Origin of the sequence: Legionella sp. PC1000, from assembly GCF_014109805.1 — a bacterium.
Lineage (GTDB): Bacteria > Pseudomonadota > Gammaproteobacteria > Legionellales > Legionellaceae > Legionella > Legionella resiliens.
Map to the genome: position 1 here is coordinate 1,771,992 of NZ_CP059400.1, position 15,632 is coordinate 1,787,623.

Consider the following 15,632-nt stretch of genomic DNA (forward strand, 5'->3'; position numbering starts at 1 on the left):
AATGAAAAAAATATTATTCGCAGTACTCTTGAGTGTTTCTATCGCCGGATTTTGTGAAACACCCGATGCATTATTGCAGGCCAAATTAAATAGCATTCGCTCTATGACAGCTGTTTTTAAGCAAACAGTAAAAGCAAAACAACGAGTAGTATCTCGTTCATCGGGTACTATGGCATTACAAAGACCGGGTCGATTTCGTTGGCAGACGACACAACCTATGGAGCAGTTAATGGTAGCTGATGGTCAAAAAATTTGGGTCTATGATAAGGACTTAGAGCAAGTAACTGTTAAAGCACAACAAAAAGGTTTAGGGGGAACTGCTGCTTTATTCTTGAGTGGCTATGACGATACTGTAACTCGAGATTTTAAGGTGGCTCAAAGTAATGTGGGTAATGAGCTTGTTTTTGATTTGAAATCAAAATCACCTAAAGCAAACTTCCAACGGATAAAATTGAAGTTTCGCCAAAATGCCTTAACAGGGTTGGAGCTTTATGATCAATTGGGTCAAGTAACAACTGTCCAATTATCGCAAATCAAATTAAACCCTAAATTGGCCGCTAGTTTGTTTCAATTCAAAACGCCAAAAGGGGTGGATGTGGTTCGGCAATGAGCTTATTTAAGATGATGCCTACACCACCATTAGCAGAGCTTTTAAGACCCAAAAGTCTGGATGAAGTGATTGGGCAAAGTCATTTATTGGGGGAAGGAAAATCGTTACGACTGAGTTTTGCTGGGAAAAAACTTCATTCAATGATTTTATGGGGGCCACCAGGAGTTGGTAAAACAACGATTGCCCGTATTGCCGCTGAAGCTTTTGACTGCGAATGGATAGCGCTTTCAGCGGTTTTCTCCGGTGTAAAGGACATTCGTGCTGCAGTTGAAAAAGCCCAAGAAAATTTGACCTATGGTAAACATACTTTATTGTTTATTGATGAAATTCATCGTTTTAACAAAGCGCAACAAGATGCATTATTACCTTATACTGAATCAGGTTTGGTGACCTTTATAGGAGCTACTACTGAAAATCCTTCTTTTGAAGTAAACTCAGCATTGCTGTCACGCGCACAGGTTTATGTTTTAAAGTCTTTAACTGATGAAGAATTAAGACGTTTGTTCCAAAAAGCATATAAAGCTGTTTTATCTCATATCCAATTTGATGATGACGCGATAGAAATGGTTATCGGATTTGCTGATGGGGATGCCCGGCGATTATTGAATAGTCTCGAACAATTGCATGCAGCATGTACCACAATGAATAATGTACATGTCACTAAAGAATTTGTTATGAATTCACTGACAGAACAAGTAAGACGTTTCGATAAAGGCGGCGAAAATTTTTACGATCAAATTTCTGCGCTGCATAAATCAGTGCGCGGCTCCCATCCTGATGCAGCACTTTATTGGTTATGCCGTATGTTAGACGGGGGAGCGGATCCTCGTTATTTGGCACGGCGTATCGTTAGAATGGCATGGGAAGATATAGGTCTAGCTGATCCGCGTGCCGCCCAAATTGCAAATGATGCTGCACTTACTTATGAAAGATTGGGCTCTCCTGAGGGAGAACTTGCTCTGGGAGAAGCTGTCATTTATTTATCAATTGCTGCAAAAAGTAATGCAGCTTATGTCGCATTCAACCAGGCTATGGATTTTGTAAAACGGGATAAATCTCGAGAAGTACCTATTCATTTACGTAATGCTCCTACACGTTTAATGAAAAAACTAGGATATGGAAAAGAGTATCGTTATGCGCATGATGAGCCGCATGCTTATGCTGCTGGAGAACATTATTTACCTGAAGGGATGCAGGAGCCCGGTTGGTATAAACCAGTAAATCGTGGTTTAGAAATAAAAATTGCCGAAAAGTTAGACTTTTTAAAATCATTGGATGAAAAAAAGCAAGAGTCATAGCTTAATCTCTAAAAAGAGTAGATCTTTCACTGTCTCATGTCGCATTAATTGTCCTTAATCTTATTCTGTGTTCCATGGACAAGCCGTGAGAGCATTAGTTCTTAATTTAATGCCAGGGAATGGTTCCACATGGATCCACTCTTTTGTATTTTTGCACTTATAATCGACAATCCAGGGTATTCCAACTCGTCTCAATAATATTTGCTCCTGCTTCATGATATCGGCTGTAATTAAATACCAATGGTTTACCATGACTAAAAAAAGGAGCATATAAGTTTTTATAACTTACTTGGCTATCTGTAAGAAATACTGAACACGTATTTGGTAATAACTCTGCTACACTTTTGATATTTTTATAGCGAGAATTACCACTGATGTAACTGTGATCAAAACCTAAAAAAGCCAGGTAAGGTTCACCATTGCTTTCTTTTTCAATAATTTTCGCTGCATTGCCATTAAAACTATGAATTCTAAAGTATTCATCTCCACCTAAGTATTTGATTTGGAAACCTTTAATACAGGATAAGATTGCAGGATAAGAATCCAGAGCAACTACACGAATACCTGCTTTTTTTGCTGCTTTTACTACATCTGTATAACCAGAAAATCCGCATCCACTTGCTACATCCTTGAAATGTAAATAGGCAGCCAATTCAGGGGGCAGTTCTTCACTGGGGCTATTTAAATATGCATCAAGCAATGTTTGATGGCGATCGTAAAAGAGAAATTCAAAAAATAAGGTTTTTATTCCTAGTTGCTTAAAATATTCCAGATTTTCTGTAAGAAATTTTTTGGGAAACTTATGATGATGAATTTCGCCTAAGTAGATTCCTTGGGGAAACGCATTTTTATTTTTTAACTCACTGAATGATTTTTTTAGTGCCTCCTTTCTTTGGGGTACTGATAAATAGGAATGTGATGCTTGTGAAAAATTCCAACGAGGATGGGGATAGTTTGTTTGTTGTGCTAAATCAACAGACAACTTATGCAAAGATTTAATTTCAGCTACATATTCTTCCACTGATTTATTATGCCAAAGAAGGTAGCGATTACCATCCCAATTTGATGCAAAAGGTAGTTGGGTTACATTAAGTTGTAGCTTTTCATCAAAATCCGTATAAGTGATTAGAACATCCAGTTCATCGGGGTAGTAATCAAAATGAATTTGCCTTTTTTCATCATCAAAATAAATTTTGATGCTTTCCAGTGGGAAACCTTTTTTAACCAAAGCTTTAATTAACTCCTGGTAACATCCCTTGATGCTTGGATAATTGATTTCATCAATAGATTCACTCTTTGATCCTTTTAAAATGCATATGCTCATGAATAAGCCCTCTAACTTTAACAAGGTCGCTTTTTGAGATTATCCTGAACACTGGTATTGGGAAATGTGGGGGAGTTATAGCGCCAAATTTAACTGCACATGCCCAACCTGAAAAACAATGTTCAGGCAGCTCATATACATAGTCATATTAGGACGCATAATTGTCATAATGTTACTTTTCTTGAATAATTTAATAGCAATATGTTTATCACGGTTATCATTTTATGTCAATAAAAAGGAGGAATGGAGTTTAGAGTAATTAATTGCCTGATTTTAAAAGTATTTTCATTTTATTCTAAATTTGTTACAGTCATCTTATTAATTATAATAATTTCATCCAGTATGCATTATTCTAATTACCAAACATGTGCTGTAAGACCGCAAATACCTCTTTCTGAGTGGGATATTTTATCTAGCTTGCCAACCGCTTTAGTCATCATTAACTCTCAAGGACGTATTGTGTGGTTAAATCCGCCTGCTGAGGCAATGTTGGGATATGGTTTACTCGATTCATTATGGTTGGATGTGATTTTACGTGCTTTTGTTCCTCGAGCTGATGATGGCCATGAAGTTTCTCTGGCGGACGGCCGTCGTGTCCATGTAGCGATTGCAACCTTGGACAGTTTGCCGGGCATATTAGTTAGTTTAACTGATATAACTGCGACACGAGATTATGAGAAGGCTAAAGAAAATGAAAAGCAATTGGTTTCAATTGGTACAATGACGGCACAGCTCGCACATCAAATTAGAACTCCTTTGGCTTCAGCGATGTTGTATACAGAACATTTGAATAATCTTCCTGATTTAGATGGGCGTACCCTAAACTGGATTCATCGATTGCAAGAGTGCCATACCAGCATTGAGCAGCAAATTCAGGACTTATTGTTATTTGCACGAGGAACTACAATAGAGCCCACACGCACGGATATGAACTATTGGTGTTCCTTGCTGGTACAACGTGCGCAGCCTTATGTTTTAGCTCGTAATGTGACATTCAATGTGAACAATCAACTGGTTTCCAGTGAGTCATTAGTCCATGCAGAATCATTAATTGGTGCTGTTTTAAACTTAGTGATCAATTCATTGCAATCGGATGCAACAGAAATTAATTTAACACTTGCATCTATGGATGATTCAGGTATACAAATATCAGTAGAGGACAATGGTAAAGGAATGACTGAGGAAGTAAAGAACCAGGCTTTTTCCCCTTTTTATACTACAAAAGCGCAAGGAAATGGTTTAGGTTTGGCAGTTGTTTATGCTGTAGCAAAAGCACACGGCGGTCGGTTGAGTATGGAATCTACGGAAGGAGTTGGAACTCAAGTTAATTTGTTTTTGCCGTAATATTTTAAGTCGTCATCCTGAGCATGTTGAGTGTCTCCCGTTTAAGCTTTTAAAATAAATTCAGGGGGCGCTTTACCACGCCCCGGATGATATCCTTTTTATAACACTTAGAAAAAGGACTTTTTATGAGTCATGTTTTAATCGTTGAAGATGATCCAGTATTAAGGGAAGCGCTGGCTGAAACAATGACTATTGCTGGCCATACATATATTACTGCTAAAGATGGCAGGGAAGCTTTGGCTCTTCTCGAAATTCATAATCCATCAGTGGTACTAACGGATATTCGCATGGATGAACTGGATGGAAATCAGCTATTAGCTGAGATCCAAAAGAGAAGACTGGGTCTTCCTGTAATTTTGATGACCGCCTATGGATCAGTACAAGATGCAGTGAATGCTCTTCATAATGGTGCGGTGGATTATTTACAAAAGCCTTTTAGTGCCCAATTGTTAACTGAAAAAATTAATCAATACATTAAAGTGGAGTTTGATGAGGATACTGGTGAGCCCATTGCCAAGGATCCTAAAAGTCAGGCTTTACTAACTATGGCATTGAAAGTGGCCCAATCGGATGTGGGTGTAATGATTAGTGGAGAGAGTGGCACGGGTAAAGAAGTTTTAGCTCATTTTATTCATGATCATTCACCCCGAAAAAAACAACCTTTCATTGCGATTAATTGCGCTGCAATTCCTGAGCAAATGCTCGAGGCCACCTTATTTGGTTATGAAAAAGGTTCATTTACTGGAGCCTATAAATCAACGGCTGGAAAGTTTGAACAGGCACAAGGGGGGACTTTACTTCTTGATGAAGTGAGTGAAATGCCTTTAAGCTTACAAGCTAAGTTACTTCGAGTTTTGCAAGAAAAAGAAGTGGAGCGAATTGGAGCCAATAAAACAATTAGTTTGGATGTACGCATTCTGGCTACGACTAACCGACAGCTTAAGGATGAAGTGAAAGCGGGTCGTTTTAGGGAAGATTTGTTTTATCGTTTGAATGTCTTTCCATTGCAGTGGCATCCTTTACGTGAAAGAAAGAATGACATAATTCCCTTGGCTAACTATCTGATTCGTAAACATTGTCAGCACAAGCAACCTGTGGTTCCAGTGATTTGTCCAGCAGCTCAGAAGCTGATGTTAGCTTACCCCTGGCCGGGGAATGCGCGGGAATTAGATAATGTGATTCAACGAGCATTAGTTTTACAAACTCAAGGTATTATAGAAGCAGAGCATTTACAATTGTCATTAAATGCTACCTTGGTTCCTGAAATTACTCCACTTGCTAACAGTAAAAATCTGCAAATTCATGAATTTGAATTAATTGAAAAAACTTTATTGGAGAATGAGGGAAATAGACAGAAAGTAGCAGCTTTATTAGGGGTAAGTGAAAGAACATTACGCTATAAATTAGCAAAAATGCGTGAGGAAGGGTATACAGTATAAATAATTGTAACATCATTGCAGCAAGGACAAATTCTGGTGAGACCAAATCACCAGATGAAGGGATAAAACACCAAATAATTATGAGGTAGATAAGGAAATGAGTGATATTAATACAGTAAATCTGCTAAATCAGATAAAGACAATGTCTGCAAAGGCTGAAGGTGCGGTGATTGAAACAGAAACGAGTCATTCTTTTGGTACGGTATTTCAACAAGCATTAAGTCAAGTCAATGAGTTAAATCAATCTGCAGACTCTTTAAAAACTCGTTTTGAAATGGGTGATCCTAATGTGAGTTTAGGGGAAGTAATGATAGCAGCCCAGAAAAACAATCTGGGACTTGAGGCTACTGTTCGGGTTCGCAACAAAGTGGTACAAGTATATCAAGACATTATGAATATGCCAGTATAATTAGGAGCTTGATATGGCATTGGCTAATAGTGCGTCAACAGTGGCAGCAAAATTTGCAAATCTTTCTATTGCGCGGCAAATTGGTTTGCTGGTGGGGATTGCTGCAAGCATTGCAATCGGTTTGGCAGTTGTTTTATGGTCTCGTGATCCGAATTATGTCCCTTTATACACGCAAATGAATGCGCGTGATGCAGCTGAAGTAGTCTCTGCTCTTGAACGCAATGGTATTGATTTTAAGATTGATAATAGCAATAGCATGATTATGGTTGCAGCAGATAATCTGCAAAATGTGCGTCTTAAACTTGCAATGGAAGGATTGCCTCGTGATCCGGTGGGTTCGGAAGAGCTTTTTTCAAGCTCGAATGCGTTTAACAGCAGTCAATTTATGGAAAACGCACGTTACAAACAAGCTTTAGAAGCTGAGCTTGCCCGTACTATAAGTAAGTTCCATGATATTAAATCAGCTCGGGTTCATTTGGCAATTCCACGTGAATCGGCTTTTGTTCGAGATGCTCACGAGCCTAGCGCTTCTGTTTTCCTAGATGTTTATTCAGGTTTGGAACTTAAAAAACATACAATTGCCGCAATTGTAAATTTGGTTGCATCCAGCATTCCAAATCTCTCTGCAAGTCGGGTAACGGTTGTCGATCAGGATGGACAGTTGTTAAATGAAGGCGGTGGACAAACCCTTTTTACAGCTACAGAGCGCTTTTTAGATTACAGACAAAATTTGGAACATCAGTATGCTCAAAAAATTCAAGATATATTAACACCAATACTTGGTTATGGTCGGGTTAGAGCAAAAGTTTCTGCTGATATAGATTTTACCACTTATGAACAAACACAAGAAATGTTTAATCCCGAGCTTCCTTCTTTGCGAAGCGAACAAACCATGGAAGAGAAACGTAATGTTTCAAATGAAGCGGTTGGAGTCCCTGGAACTTTATCTAATACACCGCAAGCCAATCCTGCTCTTAATCCCAAAAATGCCCCTCCTAAAAATGTACCACCAAATGCACCACCGCAAACACAAATAGCATCAGATACCAATCAATCCACGGATTTGCGTAGGCAAAGTACTAAGAATTTTGAGTTGGATAAGACAATTAGCCATACCAAAAATCAACCTGGAACAATTAAACGACTCACTGTTGCAGTTTTGGTAGACAATAGGGCGGTAATGGATGAGAAAACTAAGAAAATGTCTAAAACTCCTTTGACGCAAAAAGAAATACAACAAATTAAATTACTTGCTGCAGATGCAATTGGATTAAATGCACAACGCGGTGATAGTTTAAATGTAATCAATACAGATTTTGTAAAACCCGATCCTATAGCGGCTATACCTGAAGAGCGTTTTTGGCAAAAGGATATTTTCTGGTCCATAGTGAAGCAAACGGCAGCTGCTCTATTTGTTTTGGCTTTAATTTTTGGCGTGCTAAGGCCCATGCTAAAAACACTGGCCAGTAATCGAAATGTCAGAGGTGTTGCGGATGATGAGCAACCTATAGCAGATTTGACCTATGATGGAACAATCTCAATCAAAGAAGCCAATGATTATGAATCGCAGTTAAATTTATTACGCCAGGTTGTTGATAAGGAGCCCAAGCGCGTAGCACAGGTAGTTAAAAATTGGGTTGATCGGGGGTAATTATGGATGGGATAGAGCGTGCAGCCATCTTGCTATTAAGCATGGGTGAAAAAAATGCTGCTGAAGTATTGAGACATCTTGAGCCGAGACAAGTACAAAAGGTGGGTGTCGCGATGTCGACGCTCAGTAATGTTACCAAGGCGAAAATGGAAACTGTGCTTGTCGAATTTACTAATGCTATTGGGGAGCAAACCAGTTTAACGGTAGATACAGAGCATTATTTACGTACGGTACTCATTGAAGCTTTAGGATTAGAAAAAGCGACTCCATTTATTGATCGCATTCTGATTTCTGATAAAGACAGCGGACTTAACCGTTTAAAATGGTTAGATGGTCGATTAATTGCTGATGTAATTCGTAATGAACATCCACAAATTATTGCAACAATATTAATCCATTTGGATAGTGAACAAGCGGCTGAAGTGGTGCGTTATTTTAGTGTGGAGAAGCGCTCGGAAGTATTGTTGCGTATGTGCAATATTGATACAGTAAAACCAGAAGCCATTTCAGAGTTAGGCCAAGTTATAGAGAAACAACTCAGTGGTCAGAAAGTAAGTAAATCTGCCTCGGTAGGAGGCATTAAGAGTGTAGCTGATGTAATTAACTATTTTGATGGTGCTATGGAAGAAGAAGTACTCGATAAAATTAAAGACTGGGATAAAGAGTTAAGCGAAAAAATTCGAGATAAAATGTTCGTCTTTGAGAATTTGGTGGATATGGATGATCGAAGCATGCAAACGTTATTGCGTGATGTGACACCGGAGCAATTAAAACTGGCTTTGAAAGGGACTACCGAGCCTACTAAGGAAAAAATATTCTCTAACATGTCTAAACGTGGTGCCGATTTATTACGAGAGGATATTGAGTTACAAGGACCTGTTAAAGTAGTTGATGTAGAGCGTGCTCAACGTGATATTCTGGCGACAGCAAAAAATCTTGCAGAAGATGGTAAAATTGCACTAGGCTCCAAAGGTGGGGATGAGATGATCTAACCTGGGTTGTAGTGAAGGGAACTAATGTTTATTTTTTTGCACTAAAGTTACATTTTATGATTGGATATGATTTTCAGGGATGATAAGTATATGTCGGATAAATTCGAGCCTTACCTAAAGAGAAATGAGAATAATAGCGAGTTTAGTGCCTGGGAATATAAATCGATTATAAATAATGAAGCGAAAGTTGAAATTAATGAAGAGGAGCGGTTTCTCGCCGAGTGTGAACGTTTAAAGCAGGAGGCTAAAGAAAAAGGCTATGCAGAAGGCATACAACAGGCACAGGCTGAAATTAATGAAAAAAGAAAACAGTTTATATATTGGTTTGATCTACTGCAAAAACCGATAAAACTTGTGGATGAACAGGTTACTCAAGAAATAATTCAAACTATAATTTGGTTAACTCAGCATTGTATTGGTGTGGAACTATCTGTTAATCCTAATAAATTAATAGATTTACTCAATGCCATCAAATCTGAATTGCCTTCCCTAAAAACCTATAAAGTGCTTGCCATGCATCCAGAAGATGTTACCTGGGTCAAAAAAGAATTTGGTGAAAAAGAGATACCTGGTCTGCAAGAGATTTTGGTGGCAGATCCTTTATTAAATCGAGGAGATTTTTATTTAAAAGGGGAAGATAGTGAATTAGATGCTCGAGTATATACCCGTTTAGCCACTTTATTCACAAAGTATATTACTCACGATCTGATTGAACCTTTGCAAAACTAAGGTGAACAGATGAAAGTTTACGAGTCACATCTGGCCAAAATATTGCCTGAAATTCGCGAAAAAAAGCATTTAGGATTATTACATTGTGGTCGCATAAGTCGGGCTGTCGGCCTCACACTGGAGGCTAAAGGTTTTAATCAACCTGTTGGTGCGCGTTGTTTTATTACTATTGATGAATCACGCACGATTGACGCTGAAGTTGTTGGCTTTAGCCAAGATCGTGCTTATTTGATGTCCATAGGCGCGATTCAGGGGCTTGCTCCCGGGATGATTATTACCCCAACGGGACGTGTCGCTCAGGTCGAAGTGGGGGCTCAATTATTAGGGCGAGTTATAAATGGTTCTGGAGTTCTTATAGATGACGGTCCTCCTCTTGAGCTAAATGAGGTATATCCTTTAATTAGTCCCATAATTAATCCTTTAAAAAGAGCGGTCATTGATACGCCCCTAGATGTAGGAATACGCGCAATTAATGGATTACTTACTGTGGGACGTGGCCAACGAATCGGATTATTTGCAGGATCAGGAGTAGGAAAATCTGTTTTGTTAGGAATGATGACTCGTTTTACCAAAGCTGATGTGGTTGTTGTGGGTTTGATTGGGGAGCGTGGTAGAGAGGTCAAGGAATTTATTGAATTGAATTTAGGTGAAGAGGGTTTAAAGCGCGCAATTGTTGTGGCGGCACCTGCAGATGAAAGCCCTTTAATGCGTTTACACGGTGCTAAAGTAGCTACGAGTATTGCTGAGTATTTTCGCGATCAGGGCAAGCATGTACTCCTGCTAATAGACTCTTTAACTCGTTTTGCTCAGGCTCAAAGAGAGATTGCTCTATCTATAGGTGAAGCGCCAGCAACTAAAGGATATCCCCCTTCTGTATTTGCCAAATTACCAAAACTCGTCGAACGTGCGGGTAATGGCGAAACTGGCAGTGGTTCGATTACTGCATTTTATACAGTCTTAACGGAAGGCGATGACATGCAAGATCCTATTGCAGATGCAGCACGAGCTATTTTGGATGGGCATATTGTTTTAAGTCGGTCTATTGCTGAAGAAGGACAATATCCTGCTATTGATTTGGAAGCTTCAATTAGTCGGGTAATGCAAACTATAGTATCTGAGCAACAAATGAATGATATGCTATTATTCAAAAAGAATTTATCACTGTATGAAAAAAATAAAGATTTCATATTGCTGGGCGCTTATGCAATGGGAAGTGATCCAAATCTCGATAAGGCGATTCAATCTCGAGATAAAATTCGCAGATATATGGAGCAAAGTATCAATGAACGGTTTCTTTATGAGGAAAGTGTGGATATGTTATCCCAGTTAGCATCATCTTTTGGAGTTAATGGATGAGTCAGCGATTGGAACGTTTAAAACAGCTTTTACAGATTAAAAAAGAAGCAACTTATGCTGCATATCAAGAGTTTTTAAAAGCCCAGGAGCAATTTAAGCATAATAAGTTAAAGCATGATCAGTTGGTTGCTTATCGACAGGATTATCTAAAGCAAGTTGAGAAAATTGGTCAACAAGGAACAGCAGTTGCTCGACTACGTAATCGCATCGATTTTATTAGCCATTTGGATACGGCTTTAATACAATTAACCGCACATTTGGCTCATTTAGGAAAAATAAGGGCAAAGGCTGAACTCAAATATAAACAGACAAAGATTTCTGAAGAAGGGGTTGGCCAATTGGTAGATCGGGTTAACAAGATCGAACAACTCAAATTACAGCGCATCGAACAAAAAGAAAATGATGAGTATGCGCAAAAGCAATGGTATAGTAAAAAAATCAATGAGTAATCGAACACAACGCGTGAGTACAGTATTAAAAAGAGTTTGGATGCTTTTAGCTGTCCTAATTATCTTTATGGCTGTTTTATCCAGCATATTTCGCTCTCTAACTCCCTGGGCAAAAGAATATAAGGGAGAAGTAGAACATCGTCTATCAATCCTTATAGGGCAACCTGTAACAATACAAACAATGGAAACAGGATGGTATTGGTTTCAACCTGTACTTAAATTAAATCAGGTTACTTTGGGGGATGATTCAGAGCATGATTTTCATATCAATAAATTGTTAGTCGGAATTAACTTATTTAAATCATTATGGAATTGGCAGATCCAACCGGGAGTTCTCTTTATTGATGACATGCATCTCAATTTGAGAGAAAAAGATAATCATTGGTCTATTGATGGTGTTGCTACCGATCCCCTAAATAGTACCGAGATGACGCCAGAGAAAACCAAGCGGATTTTGGTCTGGCTCTCGCAGCAAGAACACTTAATCATTAAGCATGTTTCAGCTTATTTCCATTTTAGCGACGGGGGCTTGATTCCTGTTGATGGTTTAAATGTATCGGTAGCAAATCGCGGTGGACATTATAAGTTTAAAGGAGAGGCGCAACTTGCACAAACAAGCAGTACTAATTTTCAACTGTTAGGTGATGGATATTTTGATCCCGACAATTTTGAGGATATTGAAGGGCAATTTTATTTTTCAGCTAAAAATATAGTGCCTGCTCAATGGCAAAATTTGTTTCCTAAGACGACTGAGCATTTTGAGGGGGGAAAGGGCAATATTAAGGTCTGGCTTGATGTACATCATGGTGCAGTTTCTTCAGTGCAAGCACAGATAACCTTTAAGCGGCTGGCTTGGCGATTGCTGAATAATCAAAACAGTCAACTTATCCAATCATTCTTTGCAAATCTTTCATGGAAGCCCGACAATTTAGGCTGGCAGCTCCAAGCCGATCCAATTAAATTGCGTATTGGTGGTGTAGCTTGGCCTGAGAATAAATTATTGCTTAAATACAATAAAGAACAACAAAGTTATCTATTATTTGCAAAATCAATCATTATTGAATCATTGTTTTCTGATGCAATTAACTGGCCTGAAAGTATCCAGAACATATTGGCTATGAAACCGCAGGGAATTTTAAAAGATACTCAGGTCCTGGTCTCACTAAATACCAATGTTTCGGTTATTCCTCCAGTCCCGGTTTTTAGCACGGTTACTGAAAATGAGCATTTGCAATCAGAATCTTCGACCGTACTTAACACAACCCCAAATGCTACGGACACATCACAAAAAAGAGGGAATGGTTTTTCTATTGATGACTATTCTATAAATTATATTTTAACACGTTTTGAGCAGTTAGGATGGGATGCCAAAGATGATATTCCCCAAGTAAAAAATCTTTCAGGTGTTATAAACTGGCAACCCGAACAAGGGCGATTGGAGCTTGACTCTGAAAATACTTCGATAAAGGTTAATGGTTATCCAGAGCAAACATTAACACTACTTAATGGTGCTTTTGACTGGAAGGAGTTGAATGATGGTTTACGGGTTAGTATGGAACGGTTTGTAGTAAGCCAGCCTGAATTAACATTAAGCATGCAGGGCGCGGTAGATCAGGTGACTCGCCAATCTGTGGGTCATGTTCGTCTTGGTGCGGAATTTTCTGGTAAAAATTGGCAGCAATGGGTTCCGTTTTTACCTAAAAAATACATGAAACCTAAATTGTATCTTTGGCTAAAAAATGATGTAAAACGGATTGCTAATGCGAGTGGAAGGGTAAGAGTTAATGGTATGGCAAAAGATTTTCCTTTCGATAACAATACCGGCGAATTTATCATAGAGAGTTTTGCAAGTGGTGGAGAGATAGCAATCAACTCCAAATGGCGGGCTATAAAAGAAATTGATGGATTTATTCATTTAAAAAACCGGGATCTTAATATTGATATAGTCCATGCTAATTTCCAGGGTGTACCTACAAAAGAAATGTATTTGCGTATCAATGACATTGGAAAGAATAAAGAAAATTTGCTGGTGACTGGAAAAATTGATGCATCAGTACAAAAAATGATTAATTATGTTATGGCTTCTCCTTTAAGGAAAAAGCTAACCCTTTTAAAAATGCTGTCCATTAAAGGCTCTGCCTTACTCAATTTAAGCGTACAGGTTCCTTTATATCCAGAAAATGATGAGGTACTTGCTAAAGGGAATCTCACCTTTAAAAATAATACAATTACAGTGAATCATGAAGTAGCCCAATTTTCTGTGAAAAATCTATCAGGCGGGTTGATGTTTAATGAAACAGGGATAACAGATAGTTACTTGTTTGCCGCAATCTTGGGACATCCAATGAACATCAAAATTCAATCGGTTAAAACACCAATGCCTGCAACAACAATTACGATCAATGGGAAATGTACCGTTGATTCTTTGAAAAACCAATTTAGATTGCCCCAACTTGCTGTAGTTGATGGTTCTTTAGATGTGAACGCAGTATTAAAGTTAAGTGATAAACCTTCCGAAGCAGACAGTATCAGTTTTAATAGTACTTTAGAGGGGATGGATGTAAATTTACCTACTCCTTTAGGTAAAAAATCAAATGAAAAGACCCCCTTGGAATTAACTCTTGAGCTCAATGCGAAAAAATCAATGCGCTTACGAGGTAACTACGATAATCGTTTAAGCGCGGATCTATTATTTAAAAATTCTAAAGAGGGGTATGCCTTTGATTCTGGACAGTTGCGTTTAGGTAGTGCAAATGCTGTAAATCAAAAATTACCCGGCCTTTCTGTTGTAGGTGCCTTAAAAGGATTCGATCTCCAGGAATGGAAGGATATCTACAGTCAATTTTCTTCTGCAAAAACAGACTCATCTATATTAAATAATTTGCGAATTATTAATATAACTATAGATAAATTCAGTTTTTTGAAACAGCAGTTTAATAGAATTATAGTGAAAGCAAAAATATTACCGAGTAAAGATTGGTCTTTTAATTTACAGCAAAAAAATGTTGCTGCTGACTTAATTTATCATGGACCTACCAATGAATTAAGCGGTCATGTGCACCATTTAAATTTGGATAAAATGGATACCGCAGGTAAAGAGTTTGCTGAAACGACACAAATGCATCCAAATCAAATACCAAACCTTAATTTGCGTGTTGATAATTTGTCTGTGGGAAAAGTGCAAGTGGGGGATGTAACTTTGAAGAGTAAATCCACCACTGAAAAATGGAAAGTCGATTATTGCCAAATTACATCTCCAGTCTATCAATTTAATGTTGAGGGGGAATGGATTCAAAAAGAAAATGTAAATCAGACAAATCTTGATGTAAAACTGAATATCACAAATTTAGCTAAAACTTTAGAGCGTTGGAATGTAACTCCTGCTGTTCATGCAAAAAAAGGGTATATGGAGTTTCATGGGGGTTGGAAAAAGAGTTTGTATCAATTTTCTCTTGCCGCGCTAAAAGGAACTATGTATTTACAACTTAAAAATGGAAGAATTACGAATTTAAGCAAGGACACAGAAGAAAAGTTAGGCCTAGGTAAATTATTAAGTATTCTAAGTTTGCAGACTATTCCACGCCGTTTACAATTGGATTTTAGTGATTTGGCACATCAAGGCTATAGTTTTGATATTTTTCAGGGAAATTTTAGTGTGAATAAAGGAATCATGGGTACACAGGATAGTTATCTTGATGGGCCTGTTGCTTATGCAAGTATGAAAGGAGATCTTGACTTAGTGAAACATACCTATGACCTGAACTTAAAAATATCTCCCCATATAACCGCGAGTTTGCCTGTGGTTGCAACTATTGCTGGCGGTCCTGTAGCAGGTGTTGCAGCTTGGGTGGCGAATAAAATTATTAATCAGAGCATGCAAAAAATATCTGCATACAGTTATAAAATTTCAGGGCCATGGAGCGAGCCTGTTGTACAACAGCTCGGCATGGTAAAAAAAATAATGAGAAAAGAAGAATCATTATCGGAGAGTAGGTAGTTTTGTAGTGATTAAATTTAATTAAAAAATGAAG

At 38.2% G+C, this 15,632-nt stretch carries 12 protein-coding genes; 11 read left to right on the forward strand and 1 reads right to left on the reverse strand.

Annotated elements, in window-relative coordinates; genetic code table 11:
• Position 1 precedes the first annotated feature (1 nt).
• Together lolA and FOLKNPGA_RS07740 are read left to right on the forward strand one after the other, a co-directional pair.
• Positions 2 to 610: an outer membrane lipoprotein chaperone LolA gene (lolA, locus tag FOLKNPGA_RS07735; RefSeq protein ID WP_182352491.1), complete on the forward strand. Its 609-nt coding sequence runs from the start codon at positions 2 to 4 to the stop codon at positions 608 to 610.
• Complete coding sequence (locus tag FOLKNPGA_RS07740) at positions 607 to 1,908, forward strand: replication-associated recombination protein A (protein WP_182352492.1); 1,302 nt, start codon at positions 607 to 609, stop codon at positions 1,906 to 1,908. The genes lolA and FOLKNPGA_RS07740 overlap by 4 nt, the downstream gene beginning before the upstream one ends.
• A 157-nt stretch (positions 1,909 to 2,065) precedes the next feature.
• Here FOLKNPGA_RS07740 and FOLKNPGA_RS07745 read toward each other — a convergent pair whose 3' ends face one another.
• On the reverse strand, positions 2,066 to 3,232 hold the full coding sequence (locus FOLKNPGA_RS07745; protein ID WP_182352493.1) for a hypothetical protein: 1,167 nt from the start codon (positions 3,230 to 3,232) through the stop codon (positions 2,066 to 2,068).
• A gap of 342 nt (positions 3,233 to 3,574) precedes the next feature.
• Here FOLKNPGA_RS07745 and FOLKNPGA_RS07750 point away from each other — a divergent pair, with 342 nt between their 5' ends.
• The 9 genes from FOLKNPGA_RS07750 to FOLKNPGA_RS07790 all read left to right on the forward strand — a co-directional run bounded on the left by FOLKNPGA_RS07750 (position 3,575) and on the right by FOLKNPGA_RS07790 (position 15,598).
• Positions 3,575 to 4,576, forward strand: a complete 1,002-nt coding sequence (locus tag FOLKNPGA_RS07750; RefSeq protein ID WP_182352797.1) for an ATP-binding protein — start codon at positions 3,575 to 3,577, stop codon at positions 4,574 to 4,576.
• Positions 4,577 to 4,701: 125 nt separating this feature from the next.
• Positions 4,702 to 6,015 carry a sigma-54 dependent transcriptional regulator gene (locus tag FOLKNPGA_RS07755; RefSeq protein ID WP_182352494.1) on the forward strand — a complete coding sequence of 438 codons (1,314 nt, stop codon included), beginning with the start codon at positions 4,702 to 4,704 and terminating at the stop codon, positions 6,013 to 6,015.
• Between the two features lie 97 nt (positions 6,016 to 6,112).
• On the forward strand, positions 6,113 to 6,424 hold the full coding sequence (gene fliE / locus FOLKNPGA_RS07760; protein ID WP_182352495.1) for a flagellar hook-basal body complex protein FliE: 312 nt from the start codon (positions 6,113 to 6,115) through the stop codon (positions 6,422 to 6,424).
• 13 nt (positions 6,425 to 6,437) lie between these two features.
• On the forward strand, positions 6,438 to 8,075 hold the full coding sequence (gene fliF, locus FOLKNPGA_RS07765; RefSeq protein WP_182352496.1) for a flagellar basal-body MS-ring/collar protein FliF: 1,638 nt from the start codon (positions 6,438 to 6,440) through the stop codon (positions 8,073 to 8,075).
• 2 nt (positions 8,076 to 8,077) lie between these two features.
• Entirely contained in the window at positions 8,078 to 9,067 is a 990-nt protein-coding gene (gene fliG / locus FOLKNPGA_RS07770) for a flagellar motor switch protein FliG (protein ID WP_182352497.1), read from the forward strand.
• Between the two features lie 90 nt (positions 9,068 to 9,157).
• Positions 9,158 to 9,796: a flagellar assembly protein FliH gene (locus tag FOLKNPGA_RS07775; RefSeq protein ID WP_182352498.1), complete on the forward strand. Its 639-nt coding sequence runs from the start codon at positions 9,158 to 9,160 to the stop codon at positions 9,794 to 9,796.
• 9 nt (positions 9,797 to 9,805) lie between these two features.
• Positions 9,806 to 11,152, forward strand: a complete 1,347-nt coding sequence (gene fliI, locus FOLKNPGA_RS07780; protein ID WP_182352499.1) for a flagellar protein export ATPase FliI — start codon at positions 9,806 to 9,808, stop codon at positions 11,150 to 11,152.
• Positions 11,149 to 11,601 (forward strand): flagellar export protein FliJ, encoded by a 453-nt coding sequence (gene fliJ, locus FOLKNPGA_RS07785; protein ID WP_182352500.1) that lies wholly within the window; start codon positions 11,149 to 11,151, stop codon positions 11,599 to 11,601. Before fliI ends, fliJ begins: the two co-directional genes overlap by 4 nt.
• On the forward strand, positions 11,561 to 15,598 hold the full coding sequence (locus FOLKNPGA_RS07790) for a YhdP family protein (RefSeq protein WP_370529195.1): 4,038 nt from the start codon (positions 11,561 to 11,563) through the stop codon (positions 15,596 to 15,598). Before fliJ ends, FOLKNPGA_RS07790 begins: the two co-directional genes overlap by 41 nt.
• Positions 15,599 to 15,632 lie beyond the last annotated feature (34 nt).

Bases quoted from the DNA above. Each gene is read 5' to 3' on its own strand.
- lolA (WP_182352491.1), top strand. From the start codon at position 2: ATGAAAAAAATATTATTCGCAGTACTCTTGAGTGTTTCTATCGCCGGA.
- FOLKNPGA_RS07740 (WP_182352492.1), top strand. From the start codon at position 607: ATGAGCTTATTTAAGATGATGCCTACACCACCATTAGCAGAGCTTTTA.
- FOLKNPGA_RS07745 (WP_182352493.1), bottom strand. From the start codon at position 3,232: ATGAGCATATGCATTTTAAAAGGATCAAAGAGTGAATCTATTGATGAA.
- FOLKNPGA_RS07750 (WP_182352797.1), top strand. From the start codon at position 3,575: ATGCATTATTCTAATTACCAAACATGTGCTGTAAGACCGCAAATACCT.
- FOLKNPGA_RS07755 (WP_182352494.1), top strand. From the start codon at position 4,702: ATGAGTCATGTTTTAATCGTTGAAGATGATCCAGTATTAAGGGAAGCG.
- fliE (WP_182352495.1), top strand. From the start codon at position 6,113: ATGAGTGATATTAATACAGTAAATCTGCTAAATCAGATAAAGACAATG.
- fliF (WP_182352496.1), top strand. From the start codon at position 6,438: ATGGCATTGGCTAATAGTGCGTCAACAGTGGCAGCAAAATTTGCAAAT.
- fliG (WP_182352497.1), top strand. From the start codon at position 8,078: ATGGATGGGATAGAGCGTGCAGCCATCTTGCTATTAAGCATGGGTGAA.
- FOLKNPGA_RS07775 (WP_182352498.1), top strand. From the start codon at position 9,158: ATGTCGGATAAATTCGAGCCTTACCTAAAGAGAAATGAGAATAATAGC.
- fliI (WP_182352499.1), top strand. From the start codon at position 9,806: ATGAAAGTTTACGAGTCACATCTGGCCAAAATATTGCCTGAAATTCGC.
- fliJ (WP_182352500.1), top strand. From the start codon at position 11,149: ATGAGTCAGCGATTGGAACGTTTAAAACAGCTTTTACAGATTAAAAAA.
- FOLKNPGA_RS07790 (WP_370529195.1), top strand. From the start codon at position 11,561: ATGCGCAAAAGCAATGGTATAGTAAAAAAATCAATGAGTAATCGAACA.